This window comes from Brevibacillus brevis, assembly GCF_900637055.1.
GTDB classification, from domain to species: Bacteria; Bacillota; Bacilli; order Brevibacillales; family Brevibacillaceae; genus Brevibacillus; species Brevibacillus brevis.
The window spans coordinates 947011-967062 of sequence record NZ_LR134338.1; the positions used below are offsets into that span (position 1 = coordinate 947011).

Here is a 20052-nt window from a genome sequence, read left to right on the forward strand (position 1 = left end):
GGATTGTACGATGAGTGTAAAATTGTATGTTTCCGAAGGACAAAAACGCGTGGAGCTTGAGTTGTCTAAAGCCAATAACCTGCAGGTGTTAAACATCATTCAGGGGATGTTTGGGTACTTGGGATACGAGCTGAAAGAAGCAGCAAAGCCAATACAGAAAAGCGTGAGCTTTGGACCGATTGTTTCTGAGCCAGTGACGAAAGGTCAAGCCGCCGTTGAGCTGAAAGATATCCCGAAGGTTATTGCGATGCCGAAAGACTCTGAGGAAGTGGACAAGCAGGTGAAGGGACAACGGCAACTGCCATTTATAAATGGCGAACATACTCTATCTCAGTCTCTTGGAGAAAAGTTAGGTCCACTTCTTGGACTGGAAGTGAAAGAAGGCGCGACCTGGGTAGATGGATCGGATAATCCTCTTATCGCTAAGGAGAGCCAACCTCATATGGCCATCCCGATTGAAAAGTCACTTATTGATCCAACCAAGGAATATCCGAGCATTCGTAACATCAATGGGGAACCGCACTATCAGACGTATGTTTATTGCAAAAATGCAAAATGCGGTCAACGAAAAAAAGTGTTCGTGAAGGAATCGCAGTTGTCCGTGTATTGCCCAGCATGCAATACCAAGCATGCCAGACGGGACGCTACGCAAGGAGGATTCCCTGAACAGGACGATTTCGGAAACTACTTCAAAGCGGATCGTCTTTGGGTGGAGAACCACAAGCCACATCACGAAAGAATCAAAAGCCCGTTGAAATAGCATCATTGTGGAGGTGGTCGGCTTGAATCAAAGACTTGCGGAAGAAGTAACCAAGCTGTCGGCTGAAACTGCGGTTAAGGCAGCGATAGAATTTCTTGAGAAAGAAAAACAAAAGCAGCAGAAAGAGAAACGGGATTGGCGGCTACGCAATACCAAGCTCCTCCTAAAGCATTATCGATCATTTGTGAGCCATGTGGAAGGAGCTAAGGAGAAAGTCAAAGTTACTGCCCATGATTATGCGGAAGCCATGGAGAGTCTGCACACTCAGGAGTTAGCGCTAGAATCCATCAAGCGAAGCACGCAACGGACGATGGTTATGGTCAAGTTCGTCCAGAGGATGCTTACTGTATACGAATCGATGTGCTTGACGTCTGAACATCCGGAAGATTGGCGAAGGTATCAAATCATCCATGCCATGTATATCTCTGATGAAAAAATGACGGCTGAACAGGTTGCAAAATGTCACTTTATCGAAACGAGAACCGTGTACAGAGACATAAACGAAGCCTCTAAAACCTTGTCCGTACTGGTTTTTGGAGTGGATGCTATCGAATTCGCCTAAGTCAATTGCACGTCAATTTCGTGTCATTTCGGCGTCAGTCGTTCCGTGATATTATGGTAGCATCGAAAAATTATAAACAGCGAAACGTGGGAGCCATCCGGTCTATCGGGTGGCTTTTTGCATGCATAACTCAAAAACGAAGGTGATGATCGTGGTTATAAACGGACTAAAATTATCAGAATGGGCAGATCGTTACAGGAAATTGTCCCCCGAATCATCAGTGGAAACAGGTCAATGGCGAACTGATCGCGTCCCCTATCAACGTGAAATCCTAGATGCTATTACCGATCAGAGTGTGGAGTCAGTAGTCGTGATGTCATCTGCCATGATGGGCATGACAGAGATGCTGCTAAATGCAATCGGTTATTACATGGACAATGATCCTGCCCCCATCATGGTGGTTCAGCCGACATTGGAAATGGCCCAAGCATTTTCAGAGAACCGGCTTGCTCCCATGTTGCGTGATACGCAGGTGCTCAGTGACAAACTGGACGATAAGGGCAGCAGAAACACAGTTCTTCATAAAACATTTCATGGTGGACATATCACAATCACTGGAGCAAACTCAGCATCAAGTTTAGCAAGTCGGCCGATTCGAGTTCTATTGGCAGATGAGATTGATCGTTACCCAATTTCGGCTGAGGGTGACCCTTTATGTATGGCTGAAAAAAGAACGACAACCTTCCGAGATCGGAAAAAGGTTTATGTCTCTACTCCAACGGGCAAAAGCACTAGTCGAATCGAGAGAGCTTACGAAAACTCTACGAAAGAACAATGGTGTCTACCATGTCCAGACTGTGACAAGCACCAGCCATTAGAGTGGGGAAGAATTTATGTTGAAGATGCAACCATGGCATGCAAATACTGCGGTTCGCGGTTCGATGAATCAACATGGAAGACCCGGCAGACGGCAGGGAAATGGATTGCTCGATCTGTTACTCTCAAGGTTCGCGGTTTCCATCTCAACGAGTTAGCTTCACCATGGAAACGTTGGACGACGATCATAGAGGAATTCCATAAGGCAAAGGAGCAAGCTGAGGTTGGCAACATGGAGCCATTGAAATGGTGGGTCAATGCAAGCCTTGGAGAAGCCTGGTCAGATCAGTAAAATTGCGTGTCAATAGGTACTTCCAGCCTGCCTGATACCATGCGGGTCGATCGAGCCCCGAAATGCAGCTAGACTCAAAATTTTAAAGTCACTTCCTATTCACTGATCGTTGCTACTACTGAAAAAATCGCTTCATCTACTGTCCCGAACTGCATTGGGTCAAGAAGAGGAAGCGATTTGTTTTTTTACTTCCGAAAGAAAGGAGAGAACTCATGGATATGATTGTGGGCACACAGCAGCTTGCTGATGTGATCGGAAAAACCCCCAAATGGGTAAATACGCTCACCCGGGATGGTGTCCTTGAACAGATCAGCAGAGGAAAATACGATCTAGCCGACAACGTTCAGCGGTACATCAAATACGTGCAGCATCTTAGCGATAATACAGACATCGATTACAACGAAGAAAAAGCGCTGCACGAACGAGCCAAGCGGAAAATTGCTGAGCTTGATCTGGCAGAAAAAGAATTGTCGCTCATTCAGGTGGATGAAGTAGTTAAGATTATGGAGCGGATGGTCGGTCTATTTAAAGCGCGTTGCCTCACGATTCCATCGAAAGTATCTCCGTTGCTCCAATTTGAAACAGAAATGCCGGTAATCGTGGGGATATTGAAAAAAGAGATTAATGAAGCATTGCAAGAACTGGCCGATCACTATACCAACTTTGCTGAAAAGGGCACGGTCGAGCCAACTGGTGAAGAGCATGAACCAGAAACATCGTAAGCTTTACCAGGCTATCGCCCAAATCGTTTCTCCTCCAACCGATTTGACAATTACTGAGTGGGCAGATGCCTACCGATATCTGTCTCCTGAATCGGCAGCCGAGGCCGGGAAGTACAGAAGCGATCGGGCCCCATATCAAAAGTGCATGATGGATGCAGTTAGTCATCCAGAAGTGGAAGAAGTCGTTTTCATGATGGGATCACAGGTTGGTAAAACGCTATCCCAAGAAAACATCATCGGTTACTACATTGATCAAGACCCGTCCCCCATGATGTTGGTTGTCCCCACACTAGATATGGGAAAAAGCTTTTCAAAAGATCGACTAAGCACAATGATACGCGATACGCCAGTTCTGACTAAAAAGGTAGCTGATTCGAAAGCCAAAGATTCAGGAAATACCATCTTGCACAAATCATTCCCAGGCGGTCATATCACCATTGTGGGTAGTAATTCCCCGGCTTCCCTGGCGAGCCGTCCGATCAGGATATTGCTGGTCGATGAATTAGACCGTTTCGAGGCGACTTCTGAGGGTGACGCGTTGGACTTGGCAAGAAGACGGACGGCCACTTTCCACAATAGAAAAATTGTAGTTGCTTCTACGCCGACAATTAAGGGCCATTCGCGGATCGAGCAGTTATACAATAACTCTTCGAAAGGTGAATGGCATCTTCCATGTCCGAAGTGTGAGGCACTTCAACCCTTGGAGTGGAATCGGATCATTTTCGATAGCGTATCGATGCGCTGCTTGCATTGTGGCTTTGATTCCCCTGAAATCGATTGGAAGAAACAGCAGATTGCCGGAAAAGGTGAATGGATACATGAATTCCCGGAACGAAAAGTAAAGGGATTCCACATGAACGCGTTAGCGTCTCCATGGACACGCTGGCAAGAAATGATCGATGCCTTTTTGATCGCACAGGAAGAGTTGAAAAAAGGAAATCCCGAGCAGATGCAGGTTTTCGTCAATACGTTATTAAGCGAAACATGGGAGGATCGCGGTGATATTCAGGACGAAAACATTCTCCTGGAACGGCGAGAAAGCTACGATGCAGAACTACCGAACGGCGTTCTCATCCTTACAATGGCAGTCGATACCCAGAATGATCGATTAGAGTACGAAGTTGTCGGCTGGGGCAAAGAAGAAGAGTCTTGGGGAATCGAAAAAGGAGTTATCTGGGGAAAGCCAGACAATCCGCAAACATGGAGAGAGCTCGATGATAAGCGGGAACGAGTCTGGAAATTCGCCAATGGTGCGGGACTGATTGTAGCGTGTACCTTTGTTGATTCAGGCGGTCATTACACCGATGAAGTCTATAAATACTGTGGGCAGAGACTCCAAAGCCGTGTATTCCCCATCAAAGGTGAAGGTGGATCAGGTCTTGAGTTAATCCGGAAGGTCTCCAAAAACAACAAATACAAGATTCCGCTTATCCTCCTTGGTGTGGATTCAGGAAAAACGACGATCATGCAGCGGTTGCATATCGCGGAACCTGGTCCACACTATTTTCATTTCCCGATTGAGGAGGCACGCGGATATGATCAGATTTATTTCAAAGGTCTTGTTTCTGAGCGGCAAGTGTTTCGGAAAAAGAACGGCCAAACCGTCATGGTTTGGGAAAATGTCGCCAAAGACAAGAGGAATGAGCCGCTGGATTTACGGGTCTATGGTCTCGCCGCGTTGCGTTTGCTGAAACCAGACTATGAAGCACTCGAAAAACGCTTGCGAGAAACTGATCCTCCCGTAAAACATACAGCTGCAGCAAAACAAATATCAGGTCAGCAAGCAAAGCAGCTCGTCAAGCGCTCAAAACTTTGGTGAGGGGGTGTAGGATTTGACTTATGATCCACAGCAGCAGAAAAGGATACAAGATGAATTAGAAATTGTTAAGGACCGCCTGAGTAAATACTACGAGGCAGAGACAGCCATTTTGACAGGCGCACAGGAGTACCGGATCGGGTCCAGGAATTTGCGTCGCGGCGACTTGAAACTCATTAAGGATGAGATCGAGAAGCTACAAGATCGGAAAAACGAACTGGAAAATGCACTAACAACGGGTGAGAGTCCATCAAAGCGTAAGGCATTTCGAGTCATCTATCGAGACTTGTAAGGGGGGTGAGTAATTTGTGAAGTTCATAGACAAAACAATTGAATGGATATCACCAACTATGGCGTTAAAGCGAGAAGTGAATCGCGCAAAGCTATCGGCATTTCGGAAGGCTACGAATAGTGGTTATTCGAATAACGGGGCCAGTCGGAGAAAAAACTCAATGAAAGGCTGGCACAGCGATAGCAAAAGTCCGCAAGAGGACATCGGGCAAAACCTTGCTGTGCTACGTGAACGTAGCCGTGACCTTTACATGGGTGGCGGACTTGCTACAGGGGCCATAAAGAAGAATCAGTCAAACATCGTCGGTTCGGGACTCACACTCAAATGTCAACTCAATTACCGGATGCTTGGCATTACGGCAGAACAGGCAAAAGAGTGGGAAGATCGTACAAAATTCGAATTTAACCTTTGGGCATCATCCAAGATCGATAACACCGGGCTGAATGACTTCTACGATGCACAACGGATCATGTTGACCGGATGGCTGCTGAACGGTGATTCCCTTGCTGTTATGAAATATGCGGATGCCGCAGAGCGGCTAAATCCGTATCGTATGCGGCTCCACCTCATTGAAGGGGACAGGCTCAACAATCCGAATCATACGCAAGGATACTCGCCAATCCTTACTACCGAGGGGTTCTCACCGTCAGAATATGTGGAGCTATCAGATGGCCGTACTATCCGAAATGGAATCGAGACAGACCCGAATGGTAAAGTGATCGCTTACTGGATAAGCAATAAACACCCAAACAGTACGATTCCACAAGGGCATATAACACAATGGGCGCGCGTTGAGGCACAGAATCCGGTTTCCGGATTACCTAACGTGCTTTTTGTGATGGATGCGGAGAGGGCAGAGCAATATCGCGGTGTACCGTATCTTGCACCTGTCATCGAGCAAGTCAAACAAATGGACCGTTATGCCGAGGCAGAGATTGCAGCGGCGATCATCAATAGTTTTTTCGCTGCCTTTATTACAAGAAAAGAGGGAGCAAAAAACGAGATACCATTTACCAATCCCATTCCTGAAAGTGAGCAATTGAAACTGTCGCCAGAGGAACGGCTCTCCAGTTACGAGTTGGGGCCGGGAACCATCAACATGTTGGCAGAAGGCGAGGAAGTGACCTTTGGCGATCCTACGCATCCGAATGCTGGCTTTGATTCGTTTACAAAGACCATGGCGCAGTTAGCAGGCGCGGCGTTGGACATGCCGTATGAAGTGTTGCTTTCGGTATTCAACAGTAGCTATTCAGCGAGTCGAGCTGCACTCTTGCAAGCGTGGAGATCCTTCCGGGACCGCCGTGATTGGTTCTCTCATGATTTCTGTCAGCCGACCTACGAGACGTGGTTGTTTGAAGCCGTGGCAACTGGACGTATTAAGGCACCTGGATTCTTTAGCGATCCGGTTATGCGAAAGCTATGGAGCCAAGCTATTTGGATTGGACCGAGTCCTGGTCAAATCGACCCTGAGAAAGAAGTAGATGCTGCCGTGAAGCGAATCAACAACGGATTTAGCACGCACGAACGGGAAACGGCGGAGCTCACAGGGATGGATTGGGATAGCAATATTGACGTGCTGACGCGCGAGTGGGAGGCACGTCGTGATCTGCCGCAAGCACATATTCCGGGCATGAAAGGAGGTGACAAACAAAATGCCAAAACGGATTGAAGTTAGAGGCGTAATCATACCGAATGACCATCAATGGATTTACGACTTGTTTGAAATGGATGCAACAAGCCCTGGGAAAATATCGAAAGCTATTGCGGAAGCAAACGGCGATGATCTTGAGGTCATTATCAACTCAGGTGGTGGTGATGTTTATTCGGGCAGTGAAATCTATACCATGTTGAAAAGCCATCCAGCTGGTGTTGACGTCCAAATCGTTGGCGTGGCAGCTAGTGCTGCTTCTGTCGCGTCCATGGGTGGAAAGAAGGTCAGAATGTCACCAACGGCGCAATTCATGATTCACAACGCAAAGACTCGGACTCAGGGAGATAAGTGGGAGCATCGGCACACAGCGGATTTTCTCCAAGCGGTCGATAAGTCCATTGCGAATGCATACCGGCTAAAAACAGGGTTGTCTCAGAACGAATTGAGTACCCTCATGAACCGAGAAACGTGGATGACGGCACAAGAAGCATTGGCAAAAGGGTTTATCGATGAAATTATGTTCGACGATTCGAATCAGCTTAGTGCTGTCGCACATGCAGGCATCGAAATGATTCCCCAACAGGTGATAGACCGTGTCCGAAATGAAATTATGAAGTTCCAAACGGAAGGAGCGAGCTTTATGCAAGTAACCAATCAAACACAAGTAATCGATCCACAACCACCGACAGCATCAAATGCAGCACCACAACCACCCGTACCGAATCAGGCACAAAATACTCAAGATGCAACTGCACAAGAGAGGGAGCGCCTTCGCGCCATTGACGCTATTGCAGCAAATATCGATCCTGCTTTGGTCAACGAGGCGAAGTATGGGGAAAACCCAATGACAGCCGCTGATCTTGCTCTCAAGGCTATGCAAGAGGGCAAGATGATCAATAACGGCCTATTCAATGCGGCAGTAGCAGCTAATCAAGCGTCTGGAGCTCTTGATGTGACAGCTCAATCACAACAACAAAACACGGAAAAAGAGTATGACTTGAACAACTTGAAAGACGTGAATGCAGTCTTCCAGCAACTCGCGCATGCACATTCAATGCAGCGCCTACAAAGATAAGGAGGAATAACCATGGCACCAAACATTTCTACTACATTTGGCACGGTGGATAATCAGTCCTTTTTCGCGGGGACGGAAGTGTCCGCAATGACAACAGCTGTGACATTACTTGCTGGTCAAGGGAAGCTCAAACGCGGATCCGTACTCGGAAAGATCACCGCCAACGGGAAGTATGCGTTGGTAAACAAAGCAGCAACAGACGGAAGTCAGATCGCGTCATTGGTTTTATCTGAGGACGTGGACACAACCGGAGCTGATGTAAACGCAGTAGCGTATAAAACGGGTGTTTTTCGATATGACGCCCTGAAAGTGGCGGCCGGCGATTCAGTGGACAACCACAAAGATGAGCTTCGCACCGTCAATATCCATTACAAAACTGATCGGGGGTAAACAACCGTGAAAATTAAACAATCTGCCATCGCAGGACGTTTTATGAGTCCGCAAAATGCCGCAACTGTTACAGGTGGTGGCATTAGCATCTACGAACCACAAACCATGCTTCCTTCGTTTCAACGAAGAATGCCAGTTACAACGTTCCTTCGGGACATGTTCTTCCCTGGAGAGGAGACTTTCGATACAAAGCATGTTCTAGTGGATTTCTACAAAAACCGCCAACGTGTTGCACCACTTGTTGCAGAAGGCAGTATGCCAATTAATATCAAGCGAGATGGATTTGAAACGAAAATTTATACGCCACCTTTTATCAACCTATCTTCCCCAATTGACATCAGCATGCTACAAACTCGCATGCCTGGGGAAGCGGTATTTGGCGGTATGTCGCCAGATGAGCGGGCTGTACAACAGATGAACCGCGACTTTTTGGAGCTCTCCGACATGGTCACGCGCCGCGAAGAGTTGATGGGTGCAGAACTTCTGCAGACGGGTAAAGTAACAGTATCCGGTTACATTGATGATGCCGCAACGGTTGTTCGTACTGATACCATCGACTTTGGGTTTGACAACATGATCAACCTTACATCCGGAAGCCAATGGAACCAGACTACGTCCAAAAAGTATGAAGACTTGGAGGAAGCGGTCAGAAAATCTCGAAAGGCTGGATACAATCCAACTGTCGCCCTCCTTGGTGATGAGGCGTGGGCTAATCTTCGAGCAGACGATAATTTCATGACGAAGTTTATGGACCTGCGATACGCGCAATTCGGAACGATCAATCCCCAGCTCAGCATTGAGAATGGAAATGGTTATACTTACATTGGCCGTTTAACCGAACTTGGACTCGATGTGTACCGATATGATGCGTGGTACTATGATGACACAACGCAGTCTCTTAAACCATACATCGACCCCGAAAAGGTCATTGTCGCGCCACGAAATATTGGGGAACTTTTGTACGGTGCAAATACCTTCATCCCAGAAGGTAGTATCAACTATGTTACTGTAGCAGGGCCTCGTGCGACAAAGGTAACAGTCAACCATGAGACCGATGTGAAATCTCTTATTGTGAAGAGCCGTCCATTGCCGAAGCCGTTTGACGTATCTGCATGGTCTGTTATCAAAACGCGCGCGTAGGAGGAAACTATCATGCGATTTCAAGTGCAAATTGGAACAGTGAAGCATAATGGTGTCTTTCATGAGAAGGGCGCCATTTTTAATGCTCACAAAAAGGATGTAGCGCATCTGATCGGTGAAGGGGCGGTAGTGCAGTTTGAAGAGACTGAACCTGACATAAAAACTGATAGTGATGTAGGCTCTGGTGGAATAACGAGCGAGGATACGGAACAGGACGAGCATTCTGACGATAATCAAGAGCTTAATTTAAATCTTGATACGGACAAATTGATTGTAGACGCGCCCAAATGAGCACATTCAAGGACCAACTAAAGGCGGATGCCACTGTCTTTCTCAATACATGCGAATTTGCAGATGAAATTGACATCGATGGGAAGAAGATTACGGGATTGATTGAGCCTGTCGCGATTGGTGGGGGGAATCGATCGTACTCCTACCCGACCCATGACCGCGAATACACGGAAGAAATAATGCTCTATGTGAGCCGAGCCGATTTTACATTCATTCCACCAGTTGGGCACACGTTAAAAATAAACAAAAAAGCGTATGTAATTGTAGCCCCACCTTCTGATCTTGAGGGCATTTTGGAAATCCGTCTTGGAGGGAATTCAAACCCATGATTGATTTCGACAACTCCATCAAACAGAGACTGAATGAAGCGGCAAATCTTTTGGCACATATTCCGAAGCAAATTCCAAAGGTACAGGCACGGGCAATGAACCGTGCCCTGTCCAGCGGGAAAACGGAAGCGGCTGCCAGGGTAAGGGATACGTACCTTGTCCGAAAAAGAGACGTCAGCGAGACGATGAAGCTCAAAAAAGCATCCGCGAATAATCTGGACGGCAGTCTGGAATCAAAGGGCCATGTGATGCCACTGATTCGTTTTCGTGTCACGCCGAAATCGCCGCAGCCTGGTAGAAAAAAACCGATCTTGGCCCAAGTATTACGAGCTGGCGGGAAATCTCCGATTCCTGGTGCGTTTGTTGCCAAAGTCAGAAATGTGGCCTCCGTATACAGACGAACGACACCGAAGAGGTTCCCAATCAAAGGACTCTATGCGCCTGCTGTACCGCAAATGCTAGACAACGAGAAGGTACGAAAATCAATACAGAATAAAATGCTGGAGACATTGGACAAGCGTCTCGAGCATGAAATAGGACGGGTGCTAGATGGTTAATGTTGTCCTAGTTAACAAGCTGAAAGAGCGTATTGAAACGCTTGTGAAAGATTTTGTGCTACCCACCAACCTAGATGGCCACGATCACAAAGCACCACAGGTAGTTAGCGGGTTTCTGAGTGAGAGCAAACAATCACCTGTAGCTGATCCGCAAGAAATCAAAGCGGAGCTGCCCGCCGTTGTCGTTCGTTTTCGGAGAGAGAACGACGGGAGGCAGGCAAACATCGTTAAAATTCGTGTAATCGTCATCACATACAGCGAAGACGAACAAAACGGCTGGATTGATAGCCTGAATGTAGCGAATCGGATAAAGATTGGGTTAAAAAGAGATCCGATCATTGACGATCGCTTTCAGATCGATGACGAATCTTTCGAAACAGAGCAACCAGACGAGCAACCATTCCCAGAATGGGCGACATACATCACGTTCGACGTACTGATTCCACAAGTACAGTCCGAATTTGATTGGGAGGTATTTTATAAATGAGCAAAGCAGAATCAAAGGTGACTGCAAAAGAACCAATGCACGTCATTTACTGCGGGAGTAGTTTACGTGATGGCACTCTGCATCGATACGCGCTATTTACGGACGGAATTCCACAACATCTGAGCAAGCACATCGAAGCGTGTCCAGCCATCAAGAAAATGTTCGTGCCCGTTGAAAAGCTGTCCCAAGCAGAAGCGGCGATCAGAGATCATGGAACACCGGAGAGCGTCTTTTTCCAGCAGACCGCTGATTACGCCGCAGGAAAGAGAGTTGAAGAATAGTGGCCTATAAACACCAGGTATCTATCTCAGAAAGTGGTACGAGTGTCCTTTCGCCTGTTGAAGCTGCAGCCGGATTGCCCGTCTATTTCGGTACGGCTCCTATCCATTTGACAGACAATCCATCCGCATATGTGAATAAGCCGGTACTGGCCTACAGCTATGAGGAAGCGGTAAAGGCTCTTGGATACCATTCGGACTGGAACGACTATACACTATGCGAGGCTATCAAAGCTCAATTTCAGCTTTTTAACGTTGCTCCTGCTGTATTTGTCAACGTGCTGGATCCTTCCATCCATAAGGAGAACGTGGCGGACAGCGCAATTACTCTCTCATCAGGTAAATACACAATTGCTGTTGACGGCGTGCTGCTTTCGACCCTGGTCGTAAAACTCACTGGTGCAGGTAATGCTTTGGTGCGAAATAAGGACTATACAGTTGTATTCAATGGATCAGGGCATCCTGTCATTTCTCGCGTGGATGGTGGGGATATTCCGGCGAACCAAACCTCATTGACTGTATCCTACGATAAACTCATGCCTTCCACCGTAACAGATGCACAAATCATTGGTGGAATCGATTCAGGAACAGGCAAGGTGACAGGACTAGAGTTGATCAACAAGATATTCCCGTTGTATCGACTAGTCCCAGGGCAAATAGTAGTACCGAAGCATTCAAAAAAGCCAGCCGTTGCAGCTGTCATGAAAGCAAAGTCTACTGGCATTAATAGTTTGTTTAAAGCGATGGCCATTGCCGATATTGATTCTTCTTCAACAGGAGCTGGCGTTTACACAGAAGCACCAGCATGGAAAAACAACAACAATTTCAGCGACCCACACCTAGTGGCCTGCTATCTTAAAGCGAAATTGGGCGACGAGATTTATCACTTGTCTACGCAATTTGCAGCGTTGAATAGCAAAGTCATTGCTGAAAACGGCAACGTTCCATATGTATCGCCTTCCAACAAAAACATTCAAGCGAACGCTGTCGTAAATGAAGCTGATACCGAAATCAACCTCGGCGTAGATCAAGCAGCCTATCTTAATGGTGAGGGGATTGTCACGGCAATCAATTTCGTCGGTGGATGGAAGTTGTGGGGAAACAACACATCTGTCTATCCAGCCAATACGGACGTGAAAGACAGATTCATTCCCGTACGTCAGATGTTCAATTGGATCGGAAACACGCTTATCTTAACCCATTGGCAAGTGGTGGACGATCCAACAAACAGAAGGTTGATTGACACAGTTGTGGACTCAACAAACATCTGGCTGAATGGACTGACAGCGCAAGGTTCCATACTCGGCGGGCGTGTAGAATTCAGAGCAGCGGATAATCCGGTCACATCGTTGCTGGACGGAAAAGTTTCTTATCGGTTGTTCCTAGCGGCTCCCGTACCGGCTGAAAACATTGAGTTCAAACTTGAATTTGATGTGGCGTATCTTCAAAATCTCTTTGCAGCCTAATCATACAAGGCAGGTGGATAAACAATGGCTAACAAAGCAATTCCTGATCGGTTAAAGGATTTCATGGTGTACAAAAATACAACAGACCTTGTGGGGGTGGCAGATATCCAATTGCCATCCTTTTCTTTTGCCACAGAGGAAGTCAAAGGAGCTGGGGTATTCGGCAGCTTTGAATCTTCTGTCGGGTCCTTCGGCTCTCAAAAAATCATCCTGAATTGGCATTCGATCACAGATAGATTGTTTGACTTTCTGGAGCTGGGTGCCCATCGACTAGATTGCCGTGGAGCTCTGCAAGAACATGACCGTAGTTCTGGTCGTCCGATAACCCGTGCGCTACGGATCGTCGTTCAAGGGCACACCACCAGTGGAGAACTAGGAAAGCTAGAAAAGAACGCAACAACAGACAGCAGTACAGAGTTGGAAATCACGTATATCAAAATAGAATTGGACGGAAAAAACATCTTGGAGCTCGACAAATTAAATTACATCTATCGAGTGAACGGCAAGGACCAGTTGGCTGATACGCGCCGAGCGCTTGGACTATAGAAGGGAGTTTTGCAAAATGAAATTACCACTGCCATTGGAAAAACCATTGAAAGTAGACGATAAGGAGATAACCTCCCTGACATTTGATTTCGATAAACTGACAGGCGCGGATATTATTAATGCTACTGATGAGGCCCGCCAGATTAGTGGATTTTCCCCGAATGACATGCAATCATCGGCTTTCCGGGCGGTGCTTGCCGCAAAAGCTTGCGGAGTCCTCTACCATGATCTATTAAGACTTGGAGCACGGGATTTTTACCGAGCAGTAACGGCGGCGCATGCTTTTTTGCTCGGTATGGATTTGAAGGAGATGGAGGAGATAGAGAAGACGGAGGAATAAGAGAGTTACGGAAACTTGTACTCAATATGGCGAGGAACACGCATACCAGCATGGAGTTTTTCCTTGGCATGACTTTGAACGATTTAAATGAATGGGTAACAGCAGCCATGGAAATTACGGAGGGAGGCGAAACGGATGGGTAGGAAACTGTATGAATTCACAATCAAGATGTCTGGGAAAATGAACAGATCGTTCACCAGCGCGTTCGATAACGCTTCCCGCCGTATGCAGGATATGCGAAAAAAAATCAGCGAGTATCAGGCATCTATTGAGAAGGCAAATGGCAAACTGCAATCCATGTCCACCTTGCACTCGAAAATGTCGGCAGCGATAGAGAAAACCAAGCGCGGCCTTGCCTCTTTGGAGCGGAAATACCGAAGTGGCGCAATCAGCGAAGAGGTGTACAGACGGGAAAGCCAGAAGCTGCAAAACGACCTTCAACGGTTTACCAACGTACAAAAGAGAGCAGCCTCACAGGTCGATAAGTTTAAACAGAACATAGCCGCATTAAATCGAGAAATGAGAAGTGAATCAAACAATCTGAACGCTTATTCTCGCCAACTTCAAACCATGGAGGCAAACGCACTTGCTGCGGGAGTCTCCATAGGGGAAATTGCGTTGGCAGGGGCTGCATTGATACCTGTTGGGGGGTATCTTGGTACGGTTGGGGTTGGTCTGGCTGGGATTGCTGTCGGAGCAAAGACTGCGAAATCTGCTTTTGACTTGATGATGGATAGCGTCAGCAAAGCGGCCGATCGAGAATACAACATCGAAGTCATCCAATCATTGCTCCGGGACCAAAAGAAAGCAGATCAGTTGTTCAACTGGATGGAGAAGCGTGCCATTGAATCCCGTTTCGGGATGACGGACTTCTTTGAATCCGGTCAGGCATTTTTGTTTAAAACGAAAGACCTGCGACAAGTCCAAAGACTGATTGATATATCCGAGAAGCTGGGTACGATCAATAAACAACAGGGGATGCAGGGAGCGGCTATCGCTCTCAACGAGTTATTGATTGGCGATACTCAGTCTATCGTTGAGCGTTTTAACATGCCAAGGTCAGACATTAAGAAGTTTGCCAAATCGGGAATTGACGGCATTATCAAGGGCATGAATGAGTTGCTAGATAAACAGAACATCGATGCCAAGCTGTTGAGTGATGTGGATACAACTGGTCTTGTTATGTATGAACAGCTCGTAGAAAAGCTTCAACTGACATGGACCAAAATGGGGGTAGAAGCGTTAGACGCTTTGAAACCAACGTTAAAAGAAATCGACAATTTGACCAAAACAGAAGCGTTTCAGGATTTGGCGAAGCTGGGGTCAGATGCTTTTGCGGAAATGGGACGAACTGTTACGAAGTCAGTCCAGTTTGCATCTAATAAGCTACAGACGATTTTCAATAATCCTGAATATAAGAAGTTGGATGTTTGGGGGAAAATCGAGTTTATCGTAGCGGATGTATACGATACGTTCAACACGTGGTGGAGCTCCGGAGGGAGTGAAGCCACGCAACGTGTCACTTATGAAATTGCATCGAAGCTCGGTGAGTTGATCAAAGCGGCAGCTGTACCTCTCATTCCAATCGCCCAAGACGTAGGATATGATGTCGGGAAATCTATCATTCAGGGTATTTGGGATGGAATGTGGGGAGAAAACAAGCTGGAAACTCCCTTTAGCAAACTGGAAGCCCGAATAGAGAGCATGAGAGCTGCTGGCCTAGATCCTACCACTACACCCGTTTACGGCGGTCCAAATGCAACCATGACAGCAGGACCAGAACCTGCATGGTACGAAAAAGCGTGGAGTTGGGTAAATGGTTCCCATGCAAACGGACTACCTTATGTCCCGTTCGATGGATACCGTGCAGAGCTTCACAAAGGGGAACGTGTATTGACTGCCCAACAGAATCGTAATCTCGACTCCAATCTATGGTCGAGAGCGAATCAGGCGTTGTCGTCACGCACCGGGAATCAAACGTTTGTTTTTCAGTTCGCACCAAACCTTTCAGGCGGAAATCGAGCGGAAAACGAGTTGATGCTCCGAGCCTCCTATCATGAATTTAAGGCGAATATGCAGCGGTTCATGAGGAATGAGAGGGCGGTGAGGTTTTCCTGATGGCCGGAACATATACAACGAATGCAGGAGACATGTGGGACTGGATCGCTTATAAAACGATGGGCAGCGAGTACTTCATGCCACAGTTAATTGAAGCCAATTTAAAGCATCGAGAGACGGTAGTCTTTTCATCCGGAATCGTCCTCGTTGTTCCCGACATTGGCAATGTCACGACGCAGGATACATCAAATCTGCCTCCTTGGAAGAGGGAGTGACGACGGGTGGCACAGCCAAGACGAGTCAAATTTGAACTATTCTATGACAACAAGAATATATCGAATGACCTGCAGCCGTACCTCATCTCGTTTGAGTACACCGACAACCTCTCTGGCACGGCGGATACCCTATCTATCAACCTAGCAGATCGGGAACGCCTGTGGTGGGCAGCGTGGATGCCAGAATTGTATGCAAGCATAAAGGCAAAAATCATTCGTGAAAATTGGATCGATGATGGGAAAGCGGATGCTTTAAATTGCGGGTATTTCGAGATCAACGAGATCAGCCTAACAAGTCCACCCAATGCCGTAAGCATCCAAGGCGTGTCTGTGCCAGATGCATCGACGATCCGGGCTCAACGAAAATACCGTGCATGGGAGAAAACGCGTTTGTCTGTGATCGCAAAAGATATTGCAGGCAAGAATGGCCTCGAACTTCTTTTTGACGCAGAAGACGAGGACTATGATCGGATTGAACAAACAGAGGAAACCGACCTTGGTTTCCTCATGCGACTGTGCGATGATGCTGGCATTGCTGTTAAGCTGACAGGCAAACAGATCAGTTTATTTGATGAAGCCAAATACGAGGAGAAACCTCCTGCTTTTTCGCTCAATTACGCAACGTCCAAGATCAAAAGCTTTTCAGCACATGTGACCACGACAGGCATCTATAACCGCGCGATTGTGGACTATCACAGTCCGAAGGGGAAAAAGAAGATCCATCATACCTTTATACCTCCCAACGCTCCAAAAACGGGACGTACGCTGTATATCAATGAGCGCGTAAAGGATGGACGCCAGGCAGAACGAAAAGCCAAAAGTGCGCTGCGCCAAGCGAATAAGGAGCAGCACACGGCAAGCATTACCTTGATGGGAGACGTTAACCTAGTAGCCGGTATGACGTTTATGCTGAACAATTTTGGGGCTGTGAGCGGGAAATACATCATTACGCAAGCTGTTCATGCCTATAGCGGTAATGGCTACGAAACTTCGCTTGAATGCAGAAAGGTATTGGGCTGGTAATGGATATGAAAAACATATTACGTGTCGGCATTGTATCGAGCGTGGACGAGAGGGATGCGACAGCAAGGGTCGTTTTTGGTGATCGCGAGGATGTCGTGTCCTACAACATGGACATCCTTTCTCGCGGTTCTTTTTTGCAGAAAGATTATTGGCTCCCAGATGTGAATGAACAGGTATGGTGCCTATTCTTGCCGACAGGGAATGCAGATGGGATCATCCTTGGATCAACGTACAACCAAGAGGACCTGGTGCCAATCAAAAACAAAAATAAACGACACATCCGGTTTGGTGATGGGACATTCATCGACTACGATCGAGAAACGCATACCATAACCATTGATTTCCTCCACCCTGGGAAAATTGTCGTCAATAACGCCAATATCACATACAACCAAACGACGCAGCGAGGTGAACCAGAATGGCGGTCATCGGAAGTCTTGGAGAAGTGATTTTTGAAGTATCTTCCCAGCGTGTTCGTACTTTTGATGATATGACAAGAAACGGCTCGAGCCGGTGGGTAGCCCATGACATCCATCGAAACAAACCGATTCCGGAATTCGTTGGTCCGGGGCTTGAAGAAATCAGTCTTTCCATTCAGCTGAAAACCTCGCTCGGGGTAGATCCAGAATCGGAACTGAAAACATTGCGGATCAAAAGGGATACAGGCCAAAGGGACTTATTGGTGATTGGAAACAAACCTGTTTCAACCAGCCAATGGATTACCGAGTCGGTCAGCGAACAACACAAAAACTATGACGGCCGTGGTCGTTTACTATCTGTTAACGTTGAGCTGCGTCTCAAGGAGTATCCGAAAAAGGCGGGAAGTTAATGGCTCAAATCGTAACGATTACCAGTGATTTTAAAGAGGTTATTTTCGGCGCGACGGGAGAAACAGAAGTTATCCAAAATGTGAGGACGATCATGAAGAGTATGATTCATACGTCTCCGATGTATCGTTCATTCGGATGGGACCCAAACATAGATGCTCCTGTGAATGCCTATATGGCAATCACTTCGGCACGACTCATTGAAAAAATCCAACAGTATGAGCCCCGCGCAGAGGTACAGGAAGTTACGTATGAAGGTGATGAAAACGGGATGTTAAAACCTTTGGTAAAGGTGGCGATAAAGGGTGTCTAGGTTTGACTTTTTACCAGATGTATCATTCGCCAATAAATCGCCTCAACAGATCGAAGCGGATCTAATCGCAAACTACGAAAAAGAATACAAAAGACCACTTGCACCAGCCGATCCGGTACGACTCTTTATCAAGAGCCTCGTGCCTTTTTTTGTGCAGCAAAGAATCATTATCGACGACTCTGCAAAACAGAACTTGCTTAAATACGCGCGAGGAAAGTACTTGGACCTAATTGGCATCTTGCTAAATGTAATAAGAATACCGGCTACAAAGGCTAAGACCACGATTCGTTTTACCTTATCGACACCAGTATCCCAGCCCATCCCTAAAGGGACGCGGGTCACAGCAGGGGACAACGTATTTTTTGCAACAGCAGAGGACGTCACTGTCACCGGGGGAGCAACACATGTAGAGATTAAAGCGGAATGCGTTTCCGTGGGAGAGATGGGCAATGAGTATCCAGTAGGGAAACTGAACCAATTGGTTGACCCTCTGCCGTTTGTCCAATCGGTATCTAATGTCACTGAATCGAGTGGCGGGGCAGATGAAGAGGACGACGATTCATTTGCAGAACGAATCCGTCAGGCACCAGAGAGTTTTTCCGTAGCTGGTCCTTCTGGAGCCTATGAGTTTTGGGCAAAGTCAGCCAGTACCCTTCTAGGGGATGTTAATGTATCAAGTCCAAGGGCTGGAGTGGTAGAGATTCGACCTCTACTCAAAACGGGAGTGATACCGGATCAGACAATCCTGGATCAAGTCGCGGCTGTTTGCAATGATAGAAAGATTCGGCCACTCACCGACCAGGTATTTGTTTTGGCTCCAACACAAAAAACATACGACATTGAGGCCACATACTGGATCGATACGGACAAAGAGAGTGCAGTTACTACGATACAAGCAAATGTGAATAAAGCCGTTGCTGCCTATCAACTTTGGCAAAAAGGCAAACTTGGCCGTGACATCGATCCATCCGAGCTTGTTTTTCAAATGAAGAAGGCGGGAGCCAAACGAGTATCTGTGACAAGTCCAGTCTTTACCACGCTGACTGAATCGCAAGTAGCTAAAGAACATACGGTCAATGTGGTGTATGGAGGGTTGGAAAGTGGTTGATATCTACAACGCTAAACTGTCGGACATCCTTCCCCTATCCATTAAAGAAGACAAGCAGATTCGAGCGTTGGCTGCAGCCATTACAAAGGAAATGCAGGACATATCCTCTGATATGAAACTGGTGCTGATGTTCTCTCGGATCGATGAACTAGATTCAGAAGTTGTGGACATTTTAGCCCACCAATTGCACGTTGATTTCTATGATTCAACGTTATCTCTTGAAAGTCGGAGAGAGCTCGTCAAAACGGCAATTGGAGCTCATCGATATAAGGGCACGCCCTGGGCAATCGAGCAGGTCGCATCTATTGTGTTCAAAAATTCATCGGTCCGTGAATGGTTCGAATATGGAGGAGAACCGCATCATTTTCGAATTGAGACAGAACAGTTGATTTTTGAGCCGGGGGATCTGGCAAAGTTCCGCCGCCTGGTGGAAGGTGTGAAGCGCAAAAGCTCCTGGCTTGATGACATTGTGTTCAAGATCATAGCCAGCACGATCAGAGTAGATATTTCTGCTAAAAGATTTATTGTTGATTACTTTGTGTGCAATACCTTCTACCCTGACGAAATTGTTGTCAATGCTCCAAGCTTGCCCGTCTTTGTTGCGCCTGGCATGCCTATGTTTACAGCAACGGAATGAT

Annotated in this window: 26 protein-coding genes; all 26 read left to right on the forward strand. The window is 47.0% G+C overall.

From position 1 onward, the window contains the following. Window positions 1-10: 10 nt before the first annotated feature. The 26 genes from EL268_RS04955 to EL268_RS05080 all read left to right on the forward strand — a co-directional run bounded on the left by EL268_RS04955 (window position 11) and on the right by EL268_RS05080 (window position 20051). Window positions 11-760 carry a zinc ribbon domain-containing protein gene (locus EL268_RS04955; RefSeq protein ID WP_106657751.1) on the forward strand — a complete coding sequence of 250 codons (750 nt, stop codon included), beginning with the start codon at window positions 11-13 and terminating at the stop codon, window positions 758-760. Window positions 761-773: 13 nt separating this feature from the next. After that, entirely contained in the window at window positions 774-1322 is a 549-nt protein-coding gene (locus tag EL268_RS04960; RefSeq protein ID WP_232030507.1) for a hypothetical protein, read from the forward strand. 121 nt (window positions 1323-1443) lie between these two features. Next, window positions 1444-2430, forward strand: coding sequence for a terminase gpA endonuclease subunit (locus EL268_RS04965; protein ID WP_106657749.1), 987 nt, complete (start codon window positions 1444-1446; stop codon window positions 2428-2430). 212 nt (window positions 2431-2642) lie between these two features. Next, a complete protein-coding gene (locus EL268_RS04970) occupies window positions 2643-3152 on the forward strand; it encodes a hypothetical protein (protein WP_106657748.1) in 510 nt (169 codons plus the stop codon). Beyond that, on the forward strand, window positions 3133-4971 hold the full coding sequence (locus EL268_RS04975; RefSeq protein ID WP_164724433.1) for a phage terminase large subunit family protein: 1839 nt from the start codon (window positions 3133-3135) through the stop codon (window positions 4969-4971). Before EL268_RS04970 ends, EL268_RS04975 begins: the two co-directional genes overlap by 20 nt. A 13-nt stretch (window positions 4972-4984) precedes the next feature. After that, complete coding sequence (locus EL268_RS04980) at window positions 4985-5260, forward strand: DUF6148 family protein (protein ID WP_106657787.1); 276 nt, start codon at window positions 4985-4987, stop codon at window positions 5258-5260. 16 nt (window positions 5261-5276) lie between these two features. After that, window positions 5277-6929 (forward strand): phage portal protein, encoded by a 1653-nt coding sequence (locus EL268_RS04985; RefSeq protein WP_126435349.1) that lies wholly within the window; start codon window positions 5277-5279, stop codon window positions 6927-6929. Next, the gene (locus EL268_RS04990; protein WP_126435351.1) at window positions 6913-7986 is read left to right on the forward strand and encodes a head maturation protease, ClpP-related; all 1074 of its coding nucleotides are present in this window, start codon (window positions 6913-6915) and stop codon (window positions 7984-7986) included. Before EL268_RS04985 ends, EL268_RS04990 begins: the two co-directional genes overlap by 17 nt. A gap of 12 nt (window positions 7987-7998) precedes the next feature. Further along, window positions 7999-8376 (forward strand): head decoration protein, encoded by a 378-nt coding sequence (locus EL268_RS04995; protein WP_106657803.1) that lies wholly within the window; start codon window positions 7999-8001, stop codon window positions 8374-8376. A 6-nt stretch (window positions 8377-8382) separates the two neighbouring features. Then, the gene (locus tag EL268_RS05000) at window positions 8383-9516 is read left to right on the forward strand and encodes a major capsid protein (RefSeq protein ID WP_126435353.1); all 1134 of its coding nucleotides are present in this window, start codon (window positions 8383-8385) and stop codon (window positions 9514-9516) included. A 12-nt stretch (window positions 9517-9528) separates the two neighbouring features. Then, complete coding sequence (locus EL268_RS05005; RefSeq protein ID WP_126435355.1) at window positions 9529-9807, forward strand: hypothetical protein; 279 nt, start codon at window positions 9529-9531, stop codon at window positions 9805-9807. Then, entirely contained in the window at window positions 9804-10136 is a 333-nt protein-coding gene (locus EL268_RS05010; protein ID WP_106657779.1) for a sugar transporter, read from the forward strand. The genes EL268_RS05005 and EL268_RS05010 overlap by 4 nt, the downstream gene beginning before the upstream one ends. Continuing rightward, window positions 10133-10693 (forward strand): phage tail protein, encoded by a 561-nt coding sequence (locus tag EL268_RS05015; protein ID WP_106657780.1) that lies wholly within the window; start codon window positions 10133-10135, stop codon window positions 10691-10693. The genes EL268_RS05010 and EL268_RS05015 overlap by 4 nt, the downstream gene beginning before the upstream one ends. After that, on the forward strand, window positions 10686-11180 hold the full coding sequence (locus EL268_RS05020) for a hypothetical protein (protein WP_106657781.1): 495 nt from the start codon (window positions 10686-10688) through the stop codon (window positions 11178-11180). Before EL268_RS05015 ends, EL268_RS05020 begins: the two co-directional genes overlap by 8 nt. Further along, window positions 11177-11461 (forward strand): hypothetical protein, encoded by a 285-nt coding sequence (locus tag EL268_RS05025; RefSeq protein ID WP_106657767.1) that lies wholly within the window; start codon window positions 11177-11179, stop codon window positions 11459-11461. Before EL268_RS05020 ends, EL268_RS05025 begins: the two co-directional genes overlap by 4 nt. Continuing rightward, window positions 11461-12924 (forward strand): phage tail sheath family protein, encoded by a 1464-nt coding sequence (locus EL268_RS05030; protein WP_126435357.1) that lies wholly within the window; start codon window positions 11461-11463, stop codon window positions 12922-12924. The genes EL268_RS05025 and EL268_RS05030 overlap by 1 nt, the downstream gene beginning before the upstream one ends. A gap of 24 nt (window positions 12925-12948) precedes the next feature. Further along, window positions 12949-13470: a phage major tail tube protein gene (locus tag EL268_RS05035; RefSeq protein WP_115984625.1), complete on the forward strand. Its 522-nt coding sequence runs from the start codon at window positions 12949-12951 to the stop codon at window positions 13468-13470. Window positions 13471-13486: 16 nt separating this feature from the next. Beyond that, on the forward strand, window positions 13487-13810 hold the full coding sequence (locus EL268_RS05040) for a phage tail assembly protein (protein WP_126435359.1): 324 nt from the start codon (window positions 13487-13489) through the stop codon (window positions 13808-13810). A 135-nt stretch (window positions 13811-13945) separates the two neighbouring features. Beyond that, entirely contained in the window at window positions 13946-15928 is a 1983-nt protein-coding gene (locus EL268_RS05045; protein ID WP_126435361.1) for a hypothetical protein, read from the forward strand. Beyond that, window positions 15928-16143: a tail protein X gene (locus tag EL268_RS05050; RefSeq protein ID WP_106657711.1), complete on the forward strand. Its 216-nt coding sequence runs from the start codon at window positions 15928-15930 to the stop codon at window positions 16141-16143. The genes EL268_RS05045 and EL268_RS05050 overlap by 1 nt, the downstream gene beginning before the upstream one ends. Before the next feature lie 6 nt (window positions 16144-16149). After that, the gene (locus tag EL268_RS05055; RefSeq protein WP_106657710.1) at window positions 16150-17166 is read left to right on the forward strand and encodes a phage late control D family protein; all 1017 of its coding nucleotides are present in this window, start codon (window positions 16150-16152) and stop codon (window positions 17164-17166) included. 5 nt (window positions 17167-17171) lie between these two features. Next, the gene (locus tag EL268_RS05060; RefSeq protein ID WP_197724040.1) at window positions 17172-17615 is read left to right on the forward strand and encodes a phage baseplate assembly protein V; all 444 of its coding nucleotides are present in this window, start codon (window positions 17172-17174) and stop codon (window positions 17613-17615) included. Beyond that, entirely contained in the window at window positions 17585-17995 is a 411-nt protein-coding gene (locus EL268_RS05065) for a phage tail protein (protein WP_106657708.1), read from the forward strand. The genes EL268_RS05060 and EL268_RS05065 overlap by 31 nt, the downstream gene beginning before the upstream one ends. Further along, window positions 17995-18306: a hypothetical protein gene (locus EL268_RS05070; protein ID WP_106657707.1), complete on the forward strand. Its 312-nt coding sequence runs from the start codon at window positions 17995-17997 to the stop codon at window positions 18304-18306. The genes EL268_RS05065 and EL268_RS05070 overlap by 1 nt, the downstream gene beginning before the upstream one ends. Further along, entirely contained in the window at window positions 18299-19414 is a 1116-nt protein-coding gene (locus EL268_RS05075) for a baseplate assembly protein (RefSeq protein WP_106657706.1), read from the forward strand. Before EL268_RS05070 ends, EL268_RS05075 begins: the two co-directional genes overlap by 8 nt. Further along, on the forward strand, window positions 19407-20051 hold the full coding sequence (locus tag EL268_RS05080; protein ID WP_164724434.1) for a phage tail protein I: 645 nt from the start codon (window positions 19407-19409) through the stop codon (window positions 20049-20051). Before EL268_RS05075 ends, EL268_RS05080 begins: the two co-directional genes overlap by 8 nt. The last annotated feature ends 1 nt before the right edge of the window (window position 20052 follow it).